Raw genomic sequence first — 23,718 nt, forward strand, 5'->3', positions numbered from 1 at the left:
CTCCTCCGATCAGTTATAAAAAAACTTCTCTATCACTTCTTCCACCCCGTCCTCATCATTGCTCCGGACGGTGATGTAGTCAGCCACATCCTTGACCTTTTCCTGGGCATTTGCCATGGCGGCGCCCAGCCCGGCAAATTGTATCATGGAAATATCATTATAGCCGTCCCCGCAGCACACCATCTCCTCCCTGGATATGCCCAAGATCTTCAAAAGCTTTTCCAGACAGTAGGCCTTGTCCACATTTTTGGGTGTTGCCTCCAGGAAAAACGGCTCTGAGCGGAAGATCTGGGCTTCGTGCAGATATTCCTCCGCCAAAAGAGGCTCGATCCGCTCCAGCTCATCCGGCTCCCCTGTAAGAAGACATTTGTTTACCGGGAAGTTTACATAACTAGGAAAATCCTTTCTGTGACAAATGGGCAGCCCGGTGATCTTTGATTCTGTCTCCATATAGATATCCGGTGTGGTTCCCGCAATGATCTGCTCCTCCTCATAAGTGATGATCCCCACCTCGTGCCGCACGGCACTGCGGTAGAGCTTTCTGGGCATACCCAGGGGAAGCGTTTTGGAATAGATACACTCCTTTGTCTTCCAGTTCACGATCCTGGCCCCGTTAAAAGCCAGCACATAACTTCCATATTTATCAAACTCCAATTCATCCGCCACCGGAGCGATTCCCCTGGTGGGCCGCCCGGAGGCGATAGCTACCAAAGTCCCCTGCTCCTGTAGTCTTTTTATGGCCGCTTTTGTCCTGGGTGTCACTTTTTTCTCTGTATTGGTAACTGTGCCGTCAATATCCAGCACAAGTAATCGGTATTTCATAATTCTCCTGCCTCCTTGGTGACAAAATTGTCTGCAACCAGTGTATCACAAATTATGGAGGGAACCAACCTTGTTTTTCTTCCGGAGACTCCGGTAAAAAGCCGACTACGTGCTGTGCCTAACCTGCAGGATTTACAACACGAAGTAATTCCTCAACAAATTTACTGCTTTCATTTATCCAGGGACTATGGCCTGAATGCTCAAACCATACGATTTCCTTGTGGGGTGCCTGTAGAACTTCTGCATAATCCTCCACTAAAGATGTAGGTGCATTGATATCATGTCTTCCAAGAAAAAAATAAACCGGCACTTCTAGTTTCGGATAGTCAGTGCTCAAATTTATATGATACAACTGCGGATAAACATGATTGAACGTTGTAACAATTCCTCTCAAATAATTTATTTTATCTATAATACCATATTCACTTGAAAAAATATCCCGGAAGGTATTGAATCCTCCATTGTGGATCTCCGGGTTTCTTCCCATATAGGAGGAGAGATAATTTAAATATTCCGCACTTTTCCAAGTGACATCGGGGCCATAATAAGGAGGACGGCCATTATCTTTCAGTTTCCTTACTTTGTCCGTATCACCGTTCTTTTGAGCTAATTCCATTGCTTTGTCATAGTCAATACACTCTGTCTTCAGAAAATCTACCATTTGCCCTGTCCCTATTACGGCATGGTAGCTGCCGGGTGATTCCGATGCCAGAAACACGCCCAAAGCGCTCCCCCAGGATTCTCCCACAAGATATATCTTATCCTGGGAAAATTGCTTTTGAAGATATGCAGTCAACGCCAGGCCATCCTCAACATATGTATCAAGTGTCAGATTCTTACCGCCCGCCCCATATGACTTTCCGGACCCCGGCTGATCCCAGACCACAACAACAAAGTGTTTCTCCAATTCTGATAGGTCATGCCGCACGGCTGCCATCTGTGACCCGCCGGGACCTCCTGCCAAAAACAGAAGCACCGGGTTTGTTTTATTTACGCCTCTGATGCTGATCCATTCACTTCTTCCGTTCAAACTTACTTTTTCCAACTCTGCAATACTGCCTTTTATGGGCTTTTTGTTTTCATCTTTTATGGACGGTGTTGAAGCTGTAAGCTGACTGAATAACATAAAACCTCCCGTTAAAACCAATATCATAACCAACCATACTGTATTTTTCCTTAATCGGTTACGTTCTTTTGAATACAATCCCCGGTTTCGTTTTTTAAGGAAAAAACGGAATCCCAAAATAAGCTCTGCCGCCAAAAGTATAAACGTACAAACCAGCAGACCTAAAAATATAACCACCTCAATCATTATTAACTTCTCCTTTTCTCTTTTTTGACCGTTGTTCAAATTTATTGTAGCATAGATTTGACCGCTGTTCAAGTGTGAGAACTTGTGTTATAATCAGTGCCAAAGGTGGTGAACTTATGAATAAAAAAGATTTAATTTTAGATACCATGCTGGATTTGCTGTCAGAGAAAAAAGGTGAAAGCTGTTCAGTTAATGATATAGCCAAAAGAGCGGGAATCGCCAAAGGCGGATTATACTATTACTTTAAGTCAAAAGAGGAGGTTTTCGACGCCTTGGTGGAGCGCACTTATCAGGATATAATAGATGAATGTAAGGACATTGCTTCTTCAGGTGGAGAAAATGCCATTGAAAAGTTAAAACATTTATATATCCATTACCGAAGATCCATCGTATCATCGGATTTAGATACTTATCTTCATAATCCACAGAATGCAGGTATACATCAAAAATCACTTGCAAAAATATTAAACAGTCTTTCTCCCATTGTGGCTCAGATTATAAAAGAGGGCAACCGGGAGGGCGTATTTCATTGTGCCTGTCCTCTTGAACTGAGTGAAATAATTATTTCTTCTTTTTGCTTCCTGCTGGACCCCGGCATATTTAGCTGGACACCAGAGCAGAGCAGGAAAAAATTGGAGGCTCTTGCCTGTATGCTGGAAAAAGGCTTGGAAATTCCGGAGGGAAGCATAGACTTCTTTGTTTAAACGTAAGGGTTCCCTTCCAATATAGTTACCTGTCCCCCCAGGCCCCTCAACAATTTGTCCTCCTTTCAAGAATCCTTGCATATTTTCCCCACTTCCATAATAAGTTATAAAAAGGAATGCAGGAGGTGCAGCCATGAGCTCAAAGACCAAGATTGTCGTATTACATATGAAAGAAGTCATTTATACCATTATTTTCGTGGTACTTGCCATTCTTCTGGCGGTTCTTCTCTTTATGATGTTCGGAAAAGACCGGAAAGCCGACTCAGCCGCCACTTCAGCCGCTGTCTACCACGCTGGCGTGTATAAAAGCCCCATCACACTAAATGGCAACACATTTGACGTTGAGGTTACTGTGGACGAAAACCACATAAATGCCATATCTCTGGTAAATTTAAGCGAGACCACCACTGCCATGTATCCGCTGATGGAGCCCGCACTGGATGCGCTCTCCAGCCAGATCTACGCATCGCAGACCACGGAAAACATTACCTATACAGACGAGAACAAATACACCTCGATGCTTCTGCTGGACGCCATCAACGAGGCGCTGGACAAAGCAAAAGTGGATTGAACGCCGCGGCCGGCATAACAAGCCGAATAAAAAAACGGGGATGCTCCGGAACATCCCCGTTTTTTTCTGTCTGTTGATCATATCTGTTCTTCTCTGAAACCGCTTCTCAATTTACCGTGAGTACCTCCCCTGCATAGATCAGATTAGGATTTTCTATCCCATTGGCTGCCGCAAGCTGCGAAACCGTGGTACCGTACCTGCGTGCGATCCCGGACAACGTATCACCGTAGCGCACAACATAAGTCCTTCCCACATCCCCGGTACTTCCCGAGGAAGATACCTGAAGGATCTCACCCGGATAGATCAGGTTGGGATCAGAGATATGGTTCATAGCCGCAAGTCTTGCAACAGAAGTCCTGTACATCTGTGCGATCCCCCAAAGAGTATCCCCTCTGCGCACCAGATATGTGTTATTCATCTCTGAAGAAGGCACATTATCCGCCAGCGTGATCCTCAAAACCTCACCCGGATAGATCAAATTAGGATTTGCTATCCCATTCTCCGAAACGATAGCTGAAACACTGGTTCTGTACATCTCTGCGATTCCCCAGAGTGTATCCCCGCTCTTAACGGTATATTCCACTGTTGACGCAGAAGGCTCCGGCATTGGCACAGGCCCCGGCACACTGCCCGGTTCTTCCAGAAACATGGCATCCGTATAAAGATCCAAATCCACCGGCCCGGAGATCCCGGCCACATTCCCCATATCCGAATACTGCCATCCGGCCCAGGAATCCCAATTCACCGCCGAGGAAGGTTCAGAAACGCCATACTCCGCGATCCAGAGCGGATACGCTGTCAGTCCGCCGCCAAAAACAGCCCCCGCATTATAAGCGTCACTATACACCACGGTCCCTTTGCCGCTCAGATCTTCCACTGTCCTGATAAACGCCAGCCCAATTTCATTGGCCTCAGCGGCACTCAGTGTTGTCAGGTCTTCAAAGTCCATCGCCAGGCGGCACTGGAACTCCTTCCCCTGTATGGTATTTACAAAAAAATGGGCCTGGTACTCAGCCTGGGAGACCGTCCTGGCCGTGACATAATGATAAAATCCCACATTCAGCCCGGCTGCCCGTGCCCTCTCGTAATTCTGTTCAAAATACGGGTCCGTATAATCACACCCCAGACCGGAACGGATATAGACCGTGTCCACCCCGGACTCTGCCACCTCCTCAAAATCAATATCCCCCTGCCACATACTCACATCAATCCCCCGGCGCTGTTCCCCTGACGCCGCAGGGAGGGCAGACACGGATGTACAAGTGAGCAGCACAAAAGCCGCTGATAACAATATATATGAAAATACTTTTCTGATCATATCAATAAAAATCCTTTTTTCTCTATCATATGACCCCTATTCCCATCTGCTACCTTTCCCTCTCAATCAATGAAAGTTTTCCATCCGCTGCACTTTGCCGTGTGGGTGTTCCACCCGCTAAACTATCTGCCCTTTTCTGAACGCGCCTATCCTTTCACGGCGCCTGCCAGGATTGCGTTCTGCACCTGTTTACTTAACAAAATATAGATCAAAAGCACCGGGAACGTAGCCACTACCATTCCCGCCCCTATAGGTCCCCATTCCGTATAATACATACCAGCCAGGCTTTGGATCCCTACCGTAAGTGTCTTATATTTTTCATCACTGATAAAGGTCATTGCAAACATCAGCTCATTCCATGAAGATAAAAACGTAAAGATAGCGATCGTAGCCAATGCCGGCCGGACCAGTGGTAATATTACCCTGAAAAAGGTCTGATAAATATTGCATCCGTCTATACAGGCCGCCTCCTCCATCTCGTACGGCACGGTTGCGTAATGATTTCCCAGCACCATGATTCCAAAAGGAAGGGCGAACACAATATACGGAATGACGATAGCCAGCGGCGTATTCAATATATTGATCTTCTTAAATAATATGAATAGCGGAAGCAGCGTTGCATGGATGGGAATCGTCAGCCCCGCCATAAAGAACCAGTAAGCCGCTCCCCTGAGTTTCCATCTCATCCTTGTCACTGCATAGGCAACCATGGAGATCAAAATGGTAGATACAACAATGACCACAACTGCCACCAGTACACTGTTTCCCAGATATCCTAAAACCTTTCCTCCAAGCAAGGCGTTCTCATAATTTTTCACCTGCCAGATTTGGGGAGGCCCCATAATATTGCCGCCGAAGATTTCCTGATTACTCTTAAATGAGAAAAACACCAGCCAGATCAGCGGATAGACCGAAGTCACAGTAAAAAGGAGTAAAAATGCCATAAGGATCATTCTTATGCACTTTTTGCAGATAATACTTTTTAATGATTCTTTCATCCTTTTCCTCCCCCTTAATATTCAATCGGTGATGTCTTCACCAGCCGCTGCAAAAGATATGCTATGCCAATACATTCCACTACGATAAAAATCGCAGCTGCACTTCCGTATCCATAACGGTTGATGACAAAAATGCTGTTGAACATCAAAGAGCTGGGCACTTCTGTGGAATTCACCGGACCGCCGTTTGTCAGTACATAGATCATGTCAAATGCTTTTAAGGAGCCTGTGATAACAAAGATCGCACATGTCTTTAACGTTGGTAATATCAAAGGTATGGTGATCTTCATGGCTGCTTTTATGCCCGTGGCCCCATCTATCTGCGCGGATTCATGGATGTCCTTTGGAATGGCCTTGATGGCCGTATACAACAGAAGCATGTGATACCCTATGTTCTGCCAGATGATAGGGATAAATACACAGAACAGAGCAGTTTTGACATCCCCTATCCAGTTTTGTGTGAGATTTTCCAGCCCTATCATTTTCAGCAGCTCATTCAAGGCTCCATAATTAGGATTATAGATCTTAAGCCAGAGCTGGCCCACTACTACTGTGGACAAGGTGACCGGTATAAAAAATATGGTACGAAAGATAACTTCACCCTTTATATGTGATGCCAGGATCAACGCCAGGATCAGGGCCAACGGCAGCTGGATCAACAGCGTAAAGATACACAGAAGAAAGGAATTGATAACCGCCCTATGGAAAATAGTGTTTTGAAACATTTCTATGTAATTATCAAGGCCGATAAAGATCCCTTTTCCGATACCATCCCAGTCTAATAAACTATAGTAAAAAGAAAACAGTACAGAAGCGATCAGCAGGCCTCCAAACAGCAGCAAAGACGGAAGCGTGAATATAGCGATCGCTTTTTTATTTCCTAAAAATCTATCCAAAATAGCACCTCCCTGCTTTTAAAATCGGCAGCATAATCTGCGGGATAGAGATTATGCTGCCGAAATCATATTATTTCCTGGTTGCCGTCATTGCCTCTATATATTGTTCTGCCGTGGTCTGCTTCGCATAGATCCCCTGCAGAGAATTGCTGTGGATATCTGCTGTCTCTGCATCCAGCAGGGTATCCCATGCCAGACAGAAGCCGTCTGCATTTTCCATCAGTTCCGTTAAACGTTTCTGCATATCCGGCAACTCTGCGTCTCCCTCGTACTTCCATGTGGGAAGGTGCGCGCCGCTCTCGTAGCCATATTCTGAAAATTTCTGGCTCATAAATACAGCAAACTCTACGGCTTCTTCTTTTTGTTTTGATTCAGAAGAAACCATTAAAGTAGCACTGGCTCCTCCGATATAAGAATTCTGTTTCTCCGCACCGCCTTCGGCTGTTGGCCAGTTTGTCACTGTCAGGTGTCCTGCCAGAGGTGAATCCTCATCTAAATTCGCAACGCCCCAGCTTCCGTTATAGAACATAGCCGCTCTGCCTTCCAGAAATTCATTTTTCGCCTCATCGTTGGTGAGCGCCACTGCGCTGTCTGAAAAGACACCTGTGCTGACCATTTTCTCCAACTCTTCTGCGGAATTTTTCACAAAATCCTGGTCAAAATTCCCTTCCCCGTTTAACAGCTTTGTATTTTCATCAACGCCTCCGTAGCGCAGGGAAAGGATACCGAATGGGAACAGCCCGGGCCATTTGTCTTTTTCCCCCAATGACACGGGTGTGATCCCATTTTCCACGAATACCTTAGATACCTCATACATCTCATCCATGGTTTCCGGAACCTTCAGATCATACTGGTCAAACAGTTCCTGATTGCACATAAGTACGCCGATAAAGCTGTCCAGGGGAAGTCCGTATAAGGAGTCCTCATAGTAAAAATTATTACATATGTTGGGCATCATTTTATCCATATCAATGACACCGCTGTCCACATAAGCGTCAAGGTTTTCTACAATCCCGGCTTTTACAAAGGACTGGGAAAATCCGCCGCCCCAGGAATAGAATACATCGGGAGCCGAACCTGCTGCCAGTGTGGTCTTTAACTTTGTCTTATAAGCTTCGTTATCTGTTTTGTCCTCTTTGACGGTAACATCCGGATGTGTCTTTTTGTATTCCTCCAGCGCTTTATTCCATGCCAATACCTGGCTGTCCGTTTCATTCACCATAATGTGGGAAACTGTTAATTCTACCCCTTTTGCATCCCCATTATCCGTCTCTTTCTTTTGTGGGTCCGCCCCTCCGGCACTTCCACAAGCCGCTAAAGATACTACCATGGCCGCTGCCATAAGTGCCGCTAATCCTTTTTTCCTCATTTTCCTTTCTTGCCGGGAGCACCCGGCAATTCCTCCTTTCAAAGTTTAACGTGTTTTTTTATAATTGTATTATACCTATTTTCGCTTTTTCTTTTCCTTTTGCTTTTTACTATTTCTATTAATATTTTTACCACGGGAAACAGATTGCCGGCCCCTTTGCAGGTCAGCAAAAAAGGCCGTGCCGGCATATGGCTTTGGCGGACAGAATAATAGAACTGCACCGCTTCTGAGAGCCGGTGCAGTTCCGTCTATAAGGTTATACACAATGTACAGGGATCTTAACCCTGGCGTTTTTTGGAACGGTACTCATAAGGCGTACAGCCTACCGCTTTTTTAAACAGGATCCCTAAATAATTGGCATTGCCGGTCCCTACTTTTTCCGCTACTTCATAGATCTTTAAATCAGTCTCTTCAAGCAGGGATTTCGCCCGTTCAATGCGCTGGGCATTTACATACTCCACAAAAGATACCCCCATCTCCTTCTTGAATATACGGCTCAGATAGCTGCTGTTCAGATAAAATTTCTCAGCCGTTCCCGCTAACGCCAGCGTGGCATCCGACAAATGCATGTTGACATATTCTTTTACCGCATAGATCAGGCTGGACGGCCTGACAGACTTTTCATCGTGATACATTTCCATGATCTTTCTGCACATATCCAGAAAACAATCCTGCAAAAGCTTTAATGTGGGTATCTGAAAGATCCGCTGGTAATACTCCTTATAATCCTCATGGAAATCATAAGATGCCTCTTCCTTTGTATTCATAGAATAAATATAAAAGACAGCATTGAGAAGCTGCAGCTTCAGATAAAATAAATCCATAAAATTGATATGCTTCCATTTTTCAAACCAGTTATGGACCAGCTCCTCCACCTTGGCGGGGGAGTCTGTTTCAATATAAGCATGCAGTTTTTTCAAATCTTCCATGGGTATGGGATTGGCCATTCCCTCAAACCTGGAAAATATATTTTCCTCCTGATATTGGTTGTTTCCGAAAACAATAGCTGAATTCAAACGATTATTAGCTCCCATATACGATTTATAAATGTCTTTCATAAACCGCTCTGCATCCCCAATCCCATAATAAATGGGGAAATGAAACGTTTTTTTCCATTTCCCTTCTAATTCAGCCATAAATGTTTCCCATGAAAAATCCTCTTCACGGCTTAGGAATACTATATGCCCGAACTTGTCCGGCACCCAGTATATCCTTTTATCTTCCAGCTCCTTTTCCAGATAATGCGTCATCCACTCTGTGTTCCCTTTTTTAATGTCCATGCCAAGTATTATCTGGGAGAAATCATCAAAACTCACCACCACGGTCTGATAAAATCCCTCCCTGCCCGGCAGCAGAGAATCCACAGCATTTTCAGATAAAGAATCCTGATGGAAATCAGGCTCCAGTAATTTTTTCAGATAATATTCCCGCACGATGGGTTCATTCTGCCTTCTGTAATCTGTCAATTCCCGAAACAGCTCATCCTGTGACTGCTGGGATAAGATACTCTCTTTAATCTCCAGTGCCACGTTTTCCAGTTCTTTTTCGTCGATGGGCTTGAGCAGATAATTATCCAGACCCACCCGGATACCGCGCTGCGCGTATTCAAAATCATCATGTCCGGTAACGGCGATCACTCTTACATTGGGACAGCTCCCTTTTAACAGCCCGGTAAAAGACAGACCGTCCAAACCGGGCATACAAATATCTGTCAGCACCACATCCGGTTTCAATTCTTCCGCCAATTGAAGTGCGCCCTGAGCAGTCCCAAGCTCTCCTACAATGGTGTAACCTAATCTCTCCCAATCAATGCAATTACGGATATACTGTCTGATCAAATATTCATCATCTACAATCATAAGTTTCAGCTTCTGCATATAACCACCCTCATCTTTGGAGATCAGTAACAGCTCAGGCAGCTGAACTGTTACATGCATCCGCCTATTCAAATCGCTTCGCGATGGGCCGGATGCCTACTGTCGTTACATATTCATACGGTCAGTGCAGTAAATGCGCAGGCCGGTCTGAACTGTTACGGAGATCTTTCATAGGAATATAAATCTGTATCTTTGTTCCCCGGTTGATCCTGCTTGTTATTTTATAGACCATATCCCCGCCGTAACAGTATACCAGTCTCCGAATGGTCCCCATTAACCCAAAGGATTTCCCGGCTCCTGTATTTTTGCCATTGAGGACATTGTTTAGTGTATTCTCTGTCATTCCAATCCCGTTATCTTCCACCACCAGGCTTAAATATCCCTTTTCCTCTTTGATCCGCACAGCGATACGGCCTTCCTCCACGAAACCGTGGATTCCATGGGTGATGGCATTTTCAACTAAAGGCTGTAAGACCAGCTTTAATATTTTATATCCGCCCACTTCGGGGTCCACATCATAGTCCACCTGCAGATCCTCACCGTAACGCATTTTCTGTATTTCGATATAGTTTGCCACCATTTGGACTTCTTTTTCTATGGTGATATACTCATCGCCTTTGCTCAGACTGATCTTATAGAACTGGGCCAGTTCACACATCATGTGATAGGCATCCTCATAGCGTTTTAACAAAAACAGGGATTTAATAGAATCAAAGGTATTATAGAGAAAATGGGGGTTCATCTGTGTACTCAGAACTTCCAATTCCGCTTTTCTTTTCTGCATTTCCACCTGTTTTGTTTTCTCCAGCAGATTTTGGATCTCCCCCACCATTTCATTATAAACATCTATCAGATTCTGCACTTCACGGTGCTTGGTCTTTATCTCGATCTGTTTGAAATGTCCGTTCTTTACCTCCTCCATAGATTCCATTAATTTTTCAATGGGGCGAGTATACCAGTGGGACACAAACAGTGCCGCAATGATAATGATCGCCGCCTGGACAGCAAGGAGTATCATGGTCAGCAGAACCGTTCCTTTTTCCTGCTGATGAAGATCATCAAAAGGCGTGACCCCCATGTAAGTCAGCGTCTCCGTCTGGTACACGGATATCTGGCAGCGGACGTTTCCGATCTGCTCCGTGGCGGAGTCCCGGCCTTCTTTCACAAGCTGGATTCCCAGTCTTTCCGCCTCCTTCTGCATACTGCTGTCTAAGGTATTCAGCAACACATGGTCTTTATCCGAAAAAATGTAAAATTTCATCTGTGACTCATTATCATCTAGATTCAGCAGCAGCTTCTCCACCATTTCCTGGGAGATATGGATCATCATGTATCCGATGGTCTGCATGGAATCAAGGCTTCTGATGGCACGGGCAAAGGAAATGCCCGGTATCTTATCGGGATTGCGGAAAAAGTCATCACAGCGGTAGATGACGTGATACTGCCCGTCCTGCCCTACGTCCCGGTACCAGCTATAGTCCTGTATGTTACTGTGCCGCAGGGGATTGTTTCCCGACTTGTCTGAGTAACACAAAAAATTTTCCGTATCAAAAATATAAACGGACTCGATCAGATCAATTTTGGAGATCAATTCTATCAGGGAATCTTCTATCTGCTCTATATTGCGGAAATCGGTGATTTCCACCTTTTCCTTTACCAGTCCCTGCTGCAGATCAGAGTCTGACAGACAGATATAGGAATATGTATTGATATTTTCGATTATATTTTCCACTAATGTGTTCACACTTGTCAGATTCGTGATGGCAGCTTCCTGGGTATTTTCATATAAAATACGCTTATTATAGGTCTGGAAAATTGCCACGGTGCAAAGAAATACTAAGGTGATAATCGTGATCATCAAAACTGACATTTTCGTTGCAATTTTCTTTGAATAAATAAAATGCTGTATTTTACGCTTCCAATCTTTTGTATTTGGCATAATTTTCCTTTTTTCCTTATAATTTTCAAAGAATTTTGTAAATTATACACTATTTTCCGTAATAAATCAATAAAGGCGAGAACACACCTCAAAAAACAGAAGCGTGTGGTAACAGTTCAGACAAGCTGAACCGTTACAGCGTGTGGACTGCTGCATGTAAATACGCTCTCTGCAGTTTTCCAAAATACCTGATCCATATCCTCAGGTTTCAAGATCTGCTTATACTTTTCCAGCTCCACCCTTACATTATTCACATGGTCTGAGGCGAACATCATCCGGTGTGGTCCTATTTCCCTGTAGATCTCCCTTGTGTTATAGATTCCTGTCCAACTGGTCTCCAGGTAGATATTGGGACATTCTTTTGCCACAAATATGGCCTGATGAGTATCCCAATCCATACCGGAATGGGCGATCACAATTTTCAGATCCGGATATTTCCGGGCTGCCTTCCATATCTTCAAAGGCTGGGAAAACGGCACGCCGGAGCCTGTATGGACCATCATAGGCACCTGAAGCTCATTTGCAACGGAAAAGGCGAACATGCCGTCCTCCGATTCCGGATCTACCGCATGCCCTACAGGTGTGATCTTCAAGCCCACAAATCCCAGTTCTTTGATGCATCTGTATGCCTCCTCTCTGTACTCTTCCTTGGTAAAATGGGGATAGATGGAGGCCAGCCCCCAAAACTTCATTTTCCTGGAAGCACACAGACGGGCAATTCGGTCATGTATCTCCCGGTTTGCCTGCAGGGAAAACCGGGGCAGGGATGGCTGCACAATGGCTCCCGCCACCGGGGTATCCTCGTATCCCTTTAACAGATCCTCCTCGCTGATATGATGGTCAAAAACACAGTCATCGCCAAGGTGTGCGTGTACATCAATTATTTTCATACAATCTCAATCCTCTCTTTTTCCGGTCCGGGTGCCAACGGGAACCGGGCACCCGGGCCTGCTCTGCCTTTCCCGCGTGGGGATGACTCCTCCGTTCGATGCTGATCCCACATTTTGAGCATACTGATACAGACAGCCTGTGATATTCTTATGGACTCTGGCTTTTGTCTGACGGCGCTTTGCAAAGTCGACGCAAACAGCCTCTATGATCCCCTGCCGTACATCTACCAGGATTTCATCTCCATCCTCCAGATAGGCGATGGGGCCGCCGTCAGCGGCTTCGGGGCAGATGTGCCCTACAAAACAGCCGTTATTGGAACCGGAAAATCTTCCGTCCGTGATCAGGCACACTTTGTCTCCCAGATCCATCCCCACCAACAGCTTCATTGCCTTGTACATTTCAGGCATACCCGGTCCACCCTTGGGGCCCTCATTGCGGATCACTACCACATCTCCGGCTTTGACCTCGCCGCATCTGATCCCGTTAAGCGCCTCTTCTTCCCCCTCGTATATCTTTCCTTTTCCGCGAAACACCAGGGCTTTTTCCGGAATAGCGGAAGGCTTCGTCACTGCGCCCTCCGGCGCCAGATTTCCTTTCAGGATTTTGATCCCTCCCATTTTATGTACGGGATTTTCCATGGGGTGGATCACCTCTTTTCTGTGATTGGTTACATTCTCCAACAATTCTCCAACGGTTTTACCTGTACAGGTCTTTTCCTGTGTCCACAAAACCTCCTGTAACTCCTTCATAAGTACCGGTATCCCTCCCGCCTCATAAAAATCCAGGAGGGTATTGCTGCCTGCCGGGATCAAGGGGACCAGATGAGGGATCCCCTCGCATATCTTTCCAAATTCAAATACAGACATCTCGATCTCACCCTCATATGCAACAGCCAGCAAATGAAGGACTGCGTTGGTGGAACCTCCTATGGCGGCGTTCACCCTGATACCATTATAAATTGCCTGTTTCGTTATGATATCTCTTATTTTTATATTTCTGCGTACCATTTCTACAATCTGCTTGCCGCTCTGATATCCCACGGACAATCTCTCACTATACACCGCAGGGATAGCCGCTGTACCGGGCAGCATGATCCCCATGGCCTCTGCCAGACATCCCATGGTGTTGGCCGTACCCAGCATGGCGCAGGAGCCGATGGAGGGCATAGCATGTTCCTCTATCCACTTAAATCCTTCCTCGCTGATCAGTCCCTTCTTCAGCGCACCTTCTGATTCCTGGATAATGGAATGGTCAATGTATTCTCCTCCGTAAGGATTCCCCTCCTTCATACGTCCCGGCAGGCTGGGACCGCCGTTTATAAGAATAGCCGGAAGATTCACCCGCATGGCTCCCATGAGCATACCGGGAATGATCTTGTCACAGCTCCCCAGTAAGATAAGGCCGTCCAGTCTGTGTGCTTCCGCCATGGCTTCTATGCTGTCCGCGATCATCTGCCTTGTGGGAAGAATATACCGCATTCCCTTATGTCCCATTGCTATCCCGTCACATGCCCCGATCACGCCGAATTCTACGGGCGTACCGCCTCCTGCCTGTATCCCTTCTCTGACACGCTCCGATAAATTTTTAAATATCACATGCCCGGGGCAGACTGTGCTGTAGGAATTCACCACCGCGATCATGGGTTTTTCCAGTTCCTCCCGGGAATACCCGTCCGCCTTATACAACGCCCTCACATTTGCCCACTGAGGTCCCTTTAAAATATCACTGCTTCTCGTATTCATACCAGCACTCCTGCTCAATCTGTTCATTTTTTGCAACTGTTCCATTCTTGTTACTGTTCAATCCATAGCTTGTCACCTGCTAGATAAGCTATAAACCACTGTATCATACAGCCAATGGGCATACCCCTGGCCGCAAGCGGTTCCCAGCGGATATGCCATGTTACTGTCCAAATGCCTGCCTGTGGACAGTATCTATTTTTTAAGTGTAAACCGGTAATCTCCTGATCCTACCCGGATACAATATCCTTTATCCGTCTGTTCTACAGAGCGGATCCCTTCTTTTCCCTCTTCCCCGGGCAATAAGAGATCGCCGCCTTCCTGCAGCGCTTCTCCGGTGCCCGGAAGCAGCACCACTGCGCCGGTATTGCAGGGAATGGTTAAATACAAAGAAAAATCCGTGTCCGTTTTTTCCCATTCTACAGAAACCATCCCATACATGGTCTCTTTCTTAGCTGCCGCAAACCGCAGATCACCGATTGGCCCCGGTGCGATCAGAACCTCTTTGCAGGCTGGCGAAAGGGGCACGATCCCCGCCACTTTTTCGTAAAAGCATCCGCTGATGCTTCCGAACATGGGCTGGTTATGACAACAGGAACACTGATAGAACCCGTATTCTTTTTCCCAATACTCCCACAGCGCAGTGGCCCCGTTGGCGAGCATATACCCATAGCCGGGATAAGTAGTATTTGTGATCATTTGATATGCAATATCCCCATACCCGTTATCCACGAGTGTTTCAAATAGATAAGGTGTCCCAAAGATCCCTGTATCCAGATGACCATCACATTCCTTAGCAACATGCTTTGCCATATATCTGAAGACCTGTTCTTTTTCCTGTTCTTTTACAGCTCCCAGTTTATAAGCAAAGGCTTCACTGCCCTGTGCCCCGATGCTGTACCGGCCTGTCTCCTTATGGAAAAATTCCCGTCGGAAAGCCTGTATGGTATTTTCCTTTAAAACGCTGTAGGACTGCCTTTCCTCTTCCTTTCCCAGAACCTTCGCTATATTTTCCATCAAAGAAGCACAATAACCGTAAAAATAGGTATTCACAAACCGGGGCGGAATCAAGGTCTCACCCGGCGTTGACCACTCTCCCAGGCAATCCTTATCTGTCCCTTCCGCTTCTACGATACCATTTCGGACACCTGTAGCCAGGAACTCCATCCAGTGTTCCATATTTCCAAAATGTTTTTTCAGTATCTCTGTATCCCCATAGTATTCATAGCATAACCAGGAAATGATAATATAGGCGCAGCCCCAGGCCGGACCGCCCCCGCCGTCCTGACAAGGTACCGTGTGAGGCACAAAACCTGTTTCCGCATCCTGGGCGTCCGCAAAATCGTCCATCCAGGCAGCATAAAAATTCTCCATATTAAAATTATAGATACAGGCTTTCGCTGCTGTCAGCGCATCCCCGCCGTACCCCTGCCTTTCCCTGTGGGGAGAATCCAGAGGCATGCCGCAGTGCAGCCCATTTAACAGGGACCAGCGGGAGGCCTGCTGGATCTGATTCATCAATACATTGGAGCAGCTAAACTGTCCGTCTTCTTCCACCCCTGTATGTACTACCACAGCCTCAATATCTTCTGTTTCAGGCATTTTCCCGTATCCCTGTATTTCCGCGTATCGAAATCCATGCCAGGTAAAGCGGGGCTGATACTCCTCCTCCTCTCCTCCCTTCAGGATATACACGTCTTTCTGCTGTTTCCATCCGGTTCCGGTGCTGTAATAATTGATCTTCCCATCCGGCCACAGCTCCTCGCCGAAACGCATGGTTATGGTCTGTCCCTCACTGCCCCTCACTTTCATCTTTAACCAGCCTGTGATGTTCTGCCCGAAATCCAGCACATACATATCCTCTTTGACCTTCGTAATCGTTCTAGGATGTATCGTGCCTGTCACAGCGTCACCGGATGCCCTCTGTTCTGTCAGACTCCCTCCGGGTTCTTTTGCCGGTCCCGCCTGATTCCATTCCTCCTTTCGCACACCGGGCCGGTTCCACCCGGACAGTTCCTGGCGTGCATCATATATCTCTCCGAAATAAATATTATTATATTGTATAGGACCCGGCTGCCATGTCACGGAAGTATCACTGCCTACTGTCTCCCTGGTTCCATCTTCATAATACAGTTCAATCTGAAATAACAGCTTCGGACAGCCATACCATAATAGTTTCACATTGACCTTATCCCTCTGGTTATACCAGCCATTTCCCAAAATCACGCCCATGGTATTTTCCCCATTTTTTAGGGCTTCCGTAATGTCATAGGTATGGTAATAAACTCTTTTGGTGAAATCCGTTCTGTTGGGCAGCAGAAATTGTTCATTCCTTTTCTCTCCATTGAACGAAAGCTCATAGAATCCTAACCCGCAGATATAAGCCGTGGCTTTTTCCAGCTTTTTCTTTACCGAAAAGTCTTTTCTGAAATAAGGTGCACTCACCTGGTCATCTGCACAGATCCAACTGGCTTTCCAGTCGCTTTCCTCCAAGAGTCCTGCCTCAAAAAAGTTTATCTCACTCCAGGGAGACACTTTGCCCGCCTCGTCCCAGATCCTCACGCACCAGTATATCCTCTCTCTGGAATGAAGGGATTCCCCTCCGTAATAAATGCCCACAGAACAGGAACTCTCCACCCTGCCGCTGTCCCAGCACAGGCCGCTCTCATCTGAAAGCTGGGTTTTGCTGTGCGATGCCCATATCTGATAGGCGGTTTGTCTTCTGCCTCTTCCATATCCTGCCATCTTCCATGCTAATCTGGGGTTTTTGCTGTGGATCCCCATGGGATTTACAGAATATTCACAGGTAAGTTTTTCCGGCGCATAACATTTTCTTTCCATCCTAATCTCCTTATCTCCATTGAATCACAACGCCCATGAACGGGGAACGGTTTTCCTGCATCTGTTTATATATCCCGGCAGCCTCCTCATAAAAAACGCGATGGCTGATAAGACTGGCCACTTCCATCTGCCCGGTGGCGATCATCTTGAAGAACACTTCACTGTTACGCACACAGGTCCAGGGATCATCAAACCCTGCTGTCACAGCCTGGGAGGAGATGTGCGCCCCTATGATCTGAAAACTCCCCGCGTTGCAGAAATCGTGAAAATCAAATTTTGTTTCTTTCCTCGGTGAACTCAGCATACAAAGTTTCCCCTGCTGATGCAGCACCTGAAATTCCTCCGGGATCAAATCTGCGTTTCCGGTGGTCTCAAACACAATGTCCGCAAGCTCACCTTGTGTGGCCTGCTTTACTGCTTCCATTACGGACTCCGTTTTTGAGGACACAGGAATCACTGCTGAAGATTTCGGAAGATATTCCAGCCTTTTTTGGGAACGGTTCACAACTACTATTTCTGTACACCCTCCGGCCAGCAGATAACGGACTAAAACCTGGCCGATGACTCCCGCACCGTAAACCACCACCCGGTTTCCCAGTTCAATCTTTGTTCGTCTGATCCCATTTAAACCAACTTCTGCAATGGCAAAAAAGGCAGCCTCCTCTGAGGTGATATCATAACGGATCACGCGGAGTTCCTCTTCCTTTGCCGTCACGTACTGTGCATGTTTGCTGAAACTGGCTACTCTCCTGCCAATCCATTCTTTTGAAACCCCTTCTCCTGTCTCTACCACAACTCCTACATTGGAATAGCCCGGTGTCATTGGATAATGGATATAGGAAGACCATTTGGAATCTTTGGGACATTCCCCATTTAAAAAGGTCAGTTCTGTGCCAATGCTGACCAAAGATACCTCTGTCTGGATCAGGACCTCTCCCTTTTGGGGTTTTGGACATTCCCTGTCCTGCAGCTCCACATTTCCTGCTGATGGAAAAATAATTGTTTTATTCATGGAAACCTCTCCTTTTGTTAAATTTTCGTAGTGTTGATATAACTCTTCTGCGCCTAGTATATCGTCTTTTTCCATAATTCTATCTTAATTATTTTACCGAAATCCTATCTATTTTTACCACTGCAAACATGTTCCTCCCCCTGGTGCCTTTCCTATACCCGGACCGTTCCGGGCAGGCCGGCTTTGCCCGGATAGCGTAACATTTCAGACAAGCTGAACCGTTACGCATCCAGCCATTAAAAATCGCTTCGCGACGGGCCGGATAAAGCTGGCACTACTTTTTCATACGGTCAGCGCAGTAAATGCGCAGTCCTGTCTGAACTGTTACCGGACAGCGTCTGCAATGAAAGTTGAGATAGTAAAAATAGACAGCATTCCAGTAAAAATATTGCATATATTTTTTCCGTTCAAGTTCTATAATTCTAAAGTGTATTTGAAAGACCCTAACGGTAATTTTCAAACATACCATAAAAAAGGAGGTAACTAAATTGATAAACATTGGAATTATAGGATGCGGCAGAATTGCACAGGTACGTCATATCCCGGAATATGATCAGAACCCGGATGCCTGTATTTACGGGGTATATGACATGAATGAAAAGCGTACCGAAGAAATCGCGGCAAAATATCATGCAGTCCCATATAAGTCTTACGAGGACCTGCTAAATGATGAGGCCATTGACGCGGTCAGCATCTGTACAGCAAATCACTCACACTGCGAAATTTCCATAAAGGCACTAAAATCGGGAAAACATGTCCTGTGTGAAAAGCCCATGGCTGTCACCTACGACGAATGCCAGGCTATGGTAAATGCCGCAAAAGAGACCGGGAAGTTTCTGATGATCGGCCAGCAGGAGCGTCTGTTCCCCACCCACGTAAAGGCCAAAGAGATCCTTCAGAGCGGTGCCATTGGAAACGTTTTAAGCTTCCACACCAATTTCCGCCACTCCGGTCCCGAAAACTGGACCGTTGACCGTCAAAAAGTCTGGTTCTTTGACAAAAGATCCGCCGCCTTCGGCGCCATGGCTGATCTGGGGATACATAAAGCAGACCTGATACATTACCTGTTAGATGATGTGATCGAAAGCGCCATGGCCGTAACCGAAACCCTGGACAAAAAAAATCCTGACGGAACTCCCATTGACGTGGACGACAATGCAGTCTGCATCTTCCGCACCCAAAAGGGCGTCATCGGGACCATGGAAGTGAGCTGGACCTGCTACGGTCAGGAAGACAAATCCACCATAATATATGGTACCAACGGCAGCCTGAAAATCAACTGTGATCCCCAGTACCCTATTATCTTAGAAAAAAAGAGCGGAGAACAGATTTACTTTGATATGAAAAACTATCACAGCAGTCAAAACGGCTCCGGTATCATAGATACCTGGATGACCTGCCTGACCACCAACACCCCGCCCCTAATCTCCGGAGCATCTTCCTTTGAATCTATGAAGGCAGTCTTCGCCGCATTGGAATCCGCAGAAAAAGGGTGTGTTGTAAACACCAAAAATCTGTCCTGACCTCCCTCAGGATGAAACTTAATATTAACGATACACGACACAAAAAAGACGCCGGACAGGTCCCTTACTCCTATCCGGCGTCTTACTCAACAAACTATATAATTTTCAAAATCCCCTTCTATTTGATCGCTCCGTCCACCATTCCCTGTATGATCTGCTTCTGCGCAAACAAGAACAGGATAATGATGGGTATCATGGCGAGCAGCGCTGCCGACAAGATCAAATCCCATTGTTTCACATAAGACCCCACAAAACTGCTGACCGCAACCGGCAGTGTTTTGATCCGGCCATTCAGTCCCAGCATCAGAGAAGGCAGAAGGTAGTCGTTCCAGATCCAGATACCGTTCAATATCAGGACCGTCACCTGCACAGGCTTCAAAAGCGGGAAAATGATCCGAAAGAAAGTCCCCTCGGGACTGCACCCATCAATCCACGCGGCCTCCTCCAGTTCATAAGGGATCCCCTTCACAAATCCGTGCAGAATGAACACAGACATAGACCCGCCGAAGCCCAGATAAGCAAAGATGATTCCCTTATAACTCTGCAGCATCTGGATTCCGAAAAAGTTGGAGGTTTCCCGGAATGTGGAAAGCAGCGGCAGCATGACCACCTGGAAAGGAATGACCATAGCGGATACAAAAAGCATAAAAATAAAGCTTGACCATTTGGTCTTATTTCTCACCAGTACCCATGCCGCCATACTGGAAAACACCGTCAGCAGCAAAAGGGAAACTGCCGTGATCAGCAGAGAGCTGAAGAAAGAGTTCCAGTAATTAAAGTTCTGGTTATGTATCACATTGCTCAGATTGGTAAAAATCTGCCCCCAGTGTTCCGGCAGGGTAATGGGGCTTGTGATAATGTCCGCGCTGCTTTTTGCAGAGTTCACAACAACCAGCAGGAAAGGAGCCAGGATGATGATCGTAAGAATCACACCGATAACCTCTGCGATTCCGGTTCTTATTTTTTGTGCCTTCATTACATTTCAACCTCCTTCTTCTTACTGATGGATACCTGTGTCAGGGAAACAATGGCCAGGATAATAAAGAAAACCACTGCCTTTGTCTGCCCCAGTGCATACTGATTCTTGCTGATAGCCGTATTATATATGTTTAAAGCCAAGAACTCTGTGGCCTGTACCGGTTTTCCCGCCAGGATACGGCTGGGCGCTCCGTTGGTGATGGCCAAGTTCAGGTCAAACTGCTTGAACGAGTTCACAAGCGTCAGGAAAATACATACGGTAAATGTATTGGCTATCATAGGGACTTTAATCTTCAGCAGTGTTGTGATCTGGTTGGCACCATCCACATTGGATGCCTCCAGGATATCCTTAGGCACACTCTGAAGCCCTGTCACGTAAATCATCATGATATAACCCGCATACTGCCAGGTACTCACGATCAGGATCGCCGCAATCGCCAGATTGGGGTCTGTCAGCATGGATGTACTGCCCTCGATCACAGTTGTCATTACCTTGTTGAAAATAAACTGCCATACATAACCCAAAACAATACCACCGATCAGGTTCGGTATAAAATAAGCTGCGCGGTAAAAATTTCGTCCTTTTACTTTTGACGTACACAGAAGGGCCAGTCCGAAAGCCACCAGATTGACAGCCAGCATGTTGATAACCGTAAAAATAAAGGTTACTACAAAGGAATATATATAATCGTTTGATTTAAACATACTTATGTAATTGCCAAGTCCCACAAACTTTTCAAATTTGATTCCGTTCCAGTCCGTCATGGAATAGAAAATACCGCAGGCAAACGGGATCAGCACCGTCACCGCAAACGCGAAGATCAGCGGAAACAAAAACAATACATTGATAATGGAACGGTGTTTTCTGGTAGGAAGCAGATACACACCAGCCATTACAAGCACAGCTCCTGCTATGAGAAGCGGCCCTCTGACCGCGGAGGAGCTGCCGGAAAAATCCATATACAGTGCTGCTGCCATACATAGGATGCCCGCAGCCATGGCAGCGATTGATATTGTTTTTTTCAATTGAACATTCATGTCTTTTCCCCTTTTGAAAATTTACCGGCTGTCCTCCCAAGGATATGCCCGGGACCTTTCCCGCGCACACCCTAAGGAAAAACCGCCGGCAAAACTGGTTAATTGCTTCCGTTAGTTGTTACATAATCTTTGATCACTGATTCCATGGTGTCTACAAATCCCTGTTTGTCCAGCTGGCCCTTTGCGTACAGCTCAAATACAGCGCCTGTGGCATTCTGTGCGATACCTTCCGGCTGTGTCAGCCAGTCCCAGGCATATGTCTTGCCGTCCTTGATATAAGGAAGCATACTTTTTGCAAGTGGTGTGCTTGGCTCCAAGGTGCAGGATTTATACGGGGAAACCATTCCGCAGTCCTCAACCAGGGCTTTCTGTCCCTCTTCGCTCTCAGCCAGTGCTTTCAAGAATTTCTTGCAGGCGTCAATCTTATCGCTCCCATTATAGATACCCCAAACAGCCGGTGCATCTACAATAATACCTTCTGTGTCCTCTGTTGTAAAAGCAGCAGGTGCAATACCGCATGGAAAATCTGCCTCGTATGTGGGAAGTGAAGGATCGATCCAGTTACCCTGTGTGATAAACGCTGCTTTTCCTGTTGCCCACAGTGCAAGCTGGTCATCATATGTACCGGAGATCAATACGTTTTGGTCTGAGTAATCAAACAGTAACTGAAGCCAGTCAGCAAACTGTCCCATTCTGTCCTTATCAATCCCGCCTGCATTCAATTTATCAATAATGTCTTTATCTGTTCTGTCTTTTCCCTGTGAAATATAAGCTGCCATCATGTGATTTCCGGTGGACCAGTACATCTGGCCTGACTCCGCTGCCACAGCGCATACGGATGTGATTCCCAGCTCATCCTTCATGCCGTCAATCTTCTCGAATGCATCTTTATAAGCATTGATGTTAGTCAGTGTCGATGGGTCAATACCTGCCTGATCCAGTATGTCCTTGTTATAGGCAATACCAATCCCCTCAAGCGCAAACGGCATTCCGTATACTTTTCCGTCCTCTCCCTTAAATGCATAATCCGTATCTTCGATCCATGACTCTCCGTCCAACGGTTCCAGCCAGTCTTTAAAAGAAGATTTGTAAGAGTCCGCAGCAAATCCAAAGATATCCGGCATATTGCCTGCTGCATAATAGTTTTTGAGCTGTCCGTTCACATCCACGCCGCCGCCCAGGGACTCTACGACAACTTCCTGCCCCGTCTCTTCCTGGTACTGCTTTGCAAACTCTTTTAATGCTCCGTCGATCTCAATTTTTGTATTCATAAAACGAATGGCATCTCCGCTCACATTCGCTGTGTCTGTCGTCCCCTGTGTGTTGTCATTAGCCGTGCCGGTGTCATTTCCACTGTCTGTATTCCCTCCGCATGCTCCCAGTGTCACTGTCATTGCTCCGGCAAGTAGTGCCGCTAAAATCTTCTTTTTCATTTCTCTTACCAACCTTTCTGAGGATTATCTTTTATACCTTTTGCGCATAAGGTTTTGATGTTTTGTATCTTACCACCAACCCCGCGTAAAATCAATGTTTTTTATAACACCTAATATGCATTTCTCCATTTTTAACAGAATTCATCCCTATTTCAACCTATATACGGCTATATTTTTGTCTATATTTAACAACAGGTTTTTCGCAAAACCTTTTTTACAAGATTCGACATCTATATACTTTTGCGCAAAAGTAAGCATTGTATGACGTCCGTTGTAGCACTCTGTATGTTTTGTCAATTTCGAACAAATTCACTAAAAACATAAAATAGAGTTTCGCTTGCGAAACTACGCCTGCGGCAGCCGCATCGCGGCATCTACAGCTTACGCCGCAGTGCGCACCCCGCCGGGAGGGATTTTTATCTTATAGGCGAACTTTCCTATAAGACAAAAAAGCCGT

The 23,718-nt window shown here is 46.2% G+C and carries 18 protein-coding genes; 3 read left to right on the top strand and 15 right to left on the bottom strand.

Features of this window, described 5'->3' with window-relative positions:
• Positions 1–9: 9 nt before the first annotated feature.
• Both CI595_RS05805 and CI595_RS05810 read right to left on the bottom strand, forming a co-directional pair.
• Positions 10–822 (bottom strand): Cof-type HAD-IIB family hydrolase, encoded by an 813-nt coding sequence (locus CI595_RS05805; protein WP_095172284.1) that lies wholly within the window; start codon positions 820–822, stop codon positions 10–12.
• 118 nt (positions 823–940) lie between these two features.
• Positions 941–1,948, bottom strand: a complete 1,008-nt coding sequence (locus CI595_RS05810; RefSeq protein WP_243135107.1) for an alpha/beta fold hydrolase — start codon at positions 1,946–1,948, stop codon at positions 941–943.
• A gap of 302 nt (positions 1,949–2,250) precedes the next feature.
• Between CI595_RS05810 and CI595_RS05815 the strand changes: the two genes are divergently transcribed.
• Positions 2,251–2,838 carry a TetR/AcrR family transcriptional regulator gene (locus CI595_RS05815; protein WP_095172286.1) on the top strand — a complete coding sequence of 196 codons (588 nt, stop codon included), beginning with the start codon at positions 2,251–2,253 and terminating at the stop codon, positions 2,836–2,838.
• A 133-nt stretch (positions 2,839–2,971) separates the two neighbouring features.
• Complete coding sequence (locus tag CI595_RS05820) at positions 2,972–3,409, top strand: hypothetical protein (protein WP_065543257.1); 438 nt, start codon at positions 2,972–2,974, stop codon at positions 3,407–3,409.
• A 106-nt stretch (positions 3,410–3,515) separates the two neighbouring features.
• Here the strand turns inward: CI595_RS05820 and CI595_RS05825 are convergent, their stop codons facing one another.
• The 10 genes from CI595_RS05825 to CI595_RS05870 form a co-directional block, all read right to left on the bottom strand.
• A complete protein-coding gene (locus CI595_RS05825) occupies positions 3,516–4,727 on the bottom strand; it encodes a LysM peptidoglycan-binding domain-containing protein (protein ID WP_095172287.1) in 1,212 nt (403 codons plus the stop codon).
• Positions 4,728–4,873: 146 nt separating this feature from the next.
• A complete protein-coding gene (locus CI595_RS05830; RefSeq protein WP_095172288.1) occupies positions 4,874–5,725 on the bottom strand; it encodes a carbohydrate ABC transporter permease in 852 nt (283 codons plus the stop codon).
• Between the two features lie 14 nt (positions 5,726–5,739).
• A complete protein-coding gene (locus CI595_RS05835) occupies positions 5,740–6,621 on the bottom strand; it encodes a carbohydrate ABC transporter permease (protein WP_095172289.1) in 882 nt (293 codons plus the stop codon).
• 70 nt (positions 6,622–6,691) lie between these two features.
• Entirely contained in the window at positions 6,692–7,990 is a 1,299-nt protein-coding gene (locus tag CI595_RS05840) for an ABC transporter substrate-binding protein (RefSeq protein WP_095172290.1), read from the bottom strand.
• 278 nt (positions 7,991–8,268) lie between these two features.
• Positions 8,269–9,867 (bottom strand): response regulator transcription factor, encoded by a 1,599-nt coding sequence (locus CI595_RS05845; protein ID WP_162291815.1) that lies wholly within the window; start codon positions 9,865–9,867, stop codon positions 8,269–8,271.
• 121 nt (positions 9,868–9,988) lie between these two features.
• Positions 9,989–11,806 (bottom strand): cache domain-containing sensor histidine kinase, encoded by a 1,818-nt coding sequence (locus CI595_RS05850; RefSeq protein WP_095172292.1) that lies wholly within the window; start codon positions 11,804–11,806, stop codon positions 9,989–9,991.
• A gap of 116 nt (positions 11,807–11,922) precedes the next feature.
• Complete coding sequence (locus tag CI595_RS05855) at positions 11,923–12,696, bottom strand: amidohydrolase family protein (RefSeq protein WP_095172293.1); 774 nt, start codon at positions 12,694–12,696, stop codon at positions 11,923–11,925.
• A 6-nt stretch (positions 12,697–12,702) separates the two neighbouring features.
• On the bottom strand, positions 12,703–14,439 hold the full coding sequence (gene ilvD, locus CI595_RS05860) for a dihydroxy-acid dehydratase (RefSeq protein WP_243135108.1): 1,737 nt from the start codon (positions 14,437–14,439) through the stop codon (positions 12,703–12,705).
• A 192-nt stretch (positions 14,440–14,631) separates the two neighbouring features.
• A complete protein-coding gene (locus CI595_RS05865) occupies positions 14,632–17,277 on the bottom strand; it encodes an alpha-L-rhamnosidase (RefSeq protein WP_095172294.1) in 2,646 nt (881 codons plus the stop codon).
• A gap of 10 nt (positions 17,278–17,287) precedes the next feature.
• Complete coding sequence (locus CI595_RS05870; RefSeq protein WP_158661561.1) at positions 17,288–18,289, bottom strand: zinc-binding dehydrogenase; 1,002 nt, start codon at positions 18,287–18,289, stop codon at positions 17,288–17,290.
• A gap of 488 nt (positions 18,290–18,777) precedes the next feature.
• Here CI595_RS05870 and CI595_RS05875 point away from each other — a divergent pair, with 488 nt between their 5' ends.
• Positions 18,778–19,812 carry a Gfo/Idh/MocA family protein gene (locus CI595_RS05875; RefSeq protein WP_095172296.1) on the top strand — a complete coding sequence of 345 codons (1,035 nt, stop codon included), beginning with the start codon at positions 18,778–18,780 and terminating at the stop codon, positions 19,810–19,812.
• 118 nt (positions 19,813–19,930) lie between these two features.
• Here CI595_RS05875 and CI595_RS05880 read toward each other — a convergent pair whose 3' ends face one another.
• From CI595_RS05880 to CI595_RS05890, 3 genes are all read right to left on the bottom strand, one after another.
• Entirely contained in the window at positions 19,931–20,788 is an 858-nt protein-coding gene (locus CI595_RS05880) for a carbohydrate ABC transporter permease (protein ID WP_095172297.1), read from the bottom strand.
• Positions 20,788–21,828, bottom strand: a complete 1,041-nt coding sequence (locus CI595_RS05885) for a carbohydrate ABC transporter permease (protein ID WP_095172298.1) — start codon at positions 21,826–21,828, stop codon at positions 20,788–20,790. Before CI595_RS05885 ends, CI595_RS05880 begins: the two co-directional genes overlap by 1 nt.
• A gap of 98 nt (positions 21,829–21,926) precedes the next feature.
• Positions 21,927–23,261 carry an ABC transporter substrate-binding protein gene (locus CI595_RS05890; RefSeq protein ID WP_095172299.1) on the bottom strand — a complete coding sequence of 445 codons (1,335 nt, stop codon included), beginning with the start codon at positions 23,259–23,261 and terminating at the stop codon, positions 21,927–21,929.
• Positions 23,262–23,718: the final 457 nt, after the last annotated feature.

This window comes from Blautia hominis, from assembly GCA_002270465.1.
Classification (GTDB): Bacteria; Bacillota; Clostridia; order Lachnospirales; family Lachnospiraceae; genus Blautia; species Blautia hominis.

What these genes read in the sequence shown, in the direction of transcription:
- CI595_RS05805 (WP_095172284.1), bottom strand. Translation starts at nt 822, where the DNA reads ATGAAATACCGATTACTTGTGCTGGATATTGACGGCACAGTTACCAAT.
- CI595_RS05810 (WP_243135107.1), bottom strand. Translation starts at nt 1,948, where the DNA reads ATGTTATTCAGTCAGCTTACAGCTTCAACACCGTCCATAAAAGATGAA.
- CI595_RS05815 (WP_095172286.1), top strand. Translation starts at nt 2,251, where the DNA reads ATGAATAAAAAAGATTTAATTTTAGATACCATGCTGGATTTGCTGTCA.
- CI595_RS05820 (WP_065543257.1), top strand. Translation starts at nt 2,972, where the DNA reads ATGAGCTCAAAGACCAAGATTGTCGTATTACATATGAAAGAAGTCATT.
- CI595_RS05825 (WP_095172287.1), bottom strand. Translation starts at nt 4,727, where the DNA reads ATGATCAGAAAAGTATTTTCATATATATTGTTATCAGCGGCTTTTGTG.
- CI595_RS05830 (WP_095172288.1), bottom strand. Translation starts at nt 5,725, where the DNA reads ATGAAAGAATCATTAAAAAGTATTATCTGCAAAAAGTGCATAAGAATG.
- CI595_RS05840 (WP_095172290.1), bottom strand. Translation starts at nt 7,990, where the DNA reads ATGAGGAAAAAAGGATTAGCGGCACTTATGGCAGCGGCCATGGTAGTA.
- CI595_RS05845 (WP_162291815.1), bottom strand. Translation starts at nt 9,867, where the DNA reads ATGCAGAAGCTGAAACTTATGATTGTAGATGATGAATATTTGATCAGA.
- CI595_RS05850 (WP_095172292.1), bottom strand. Translation starts at nt 11,806, where the DNA reads ATGCCAAATACAAAAGATTGGAAGCGTAAAATACAGCATTTTATTTAT.
- CI595_RS05855 (WP_095172293.1), bottom strand. Translation starts at nt 12,696, where the DNA reads ATGAAAATAATTGATGTACACGCACACCTTGGCGATGACTGTGTTTTT.
- ilvD (WP_243135108.1), bottom strand. Translation starts at nt 14,439, where the DNA reads ATGAATACGAGAAGCAGTGATATTTTAAAGGGACCTCAGTGGGCAAAT.
- CI595_RS05865 (WP_095172294.1), bottom strand. Translation starts at nt 17,277, where the DNA reads ATGGAAAGAAAATGTTATGCGCCGGAAAAACTTACCTGTGAATATTCT.
- CI595_RS05870 (WP_158661561.1), bottom strand. Translation starts at nt 18,289, where the DNA reads ATGAATAAAACAATTATTTTTCCATCAGCAGGAAATGTGGAGCTGCAG.
- CI595_RS05880 (WP_095172297.1), bottom strand. Translation starts at nt 20,788, where the DNA reads ATGAAGGCACAAAAAATAAGAACCGGAATCGCAGAGGTTATCGGTGTG.
- CI595_RS05885 (WP_095172298.1), bottom strand. Translation starts at nt 21,828, where the DNA reads ATGAATGTTCAATTGAAAAAAACAATATCAATCGCTGCCATGGCTGCG.
- CI595_RS05890 (WP_095172299.1), bottom strand. Translation starts at nt 23,261, where the DNA reads ATGAAAAAGAAGATTTTAGCGGCACTACTTGCCGGAGCAATGACAGTG.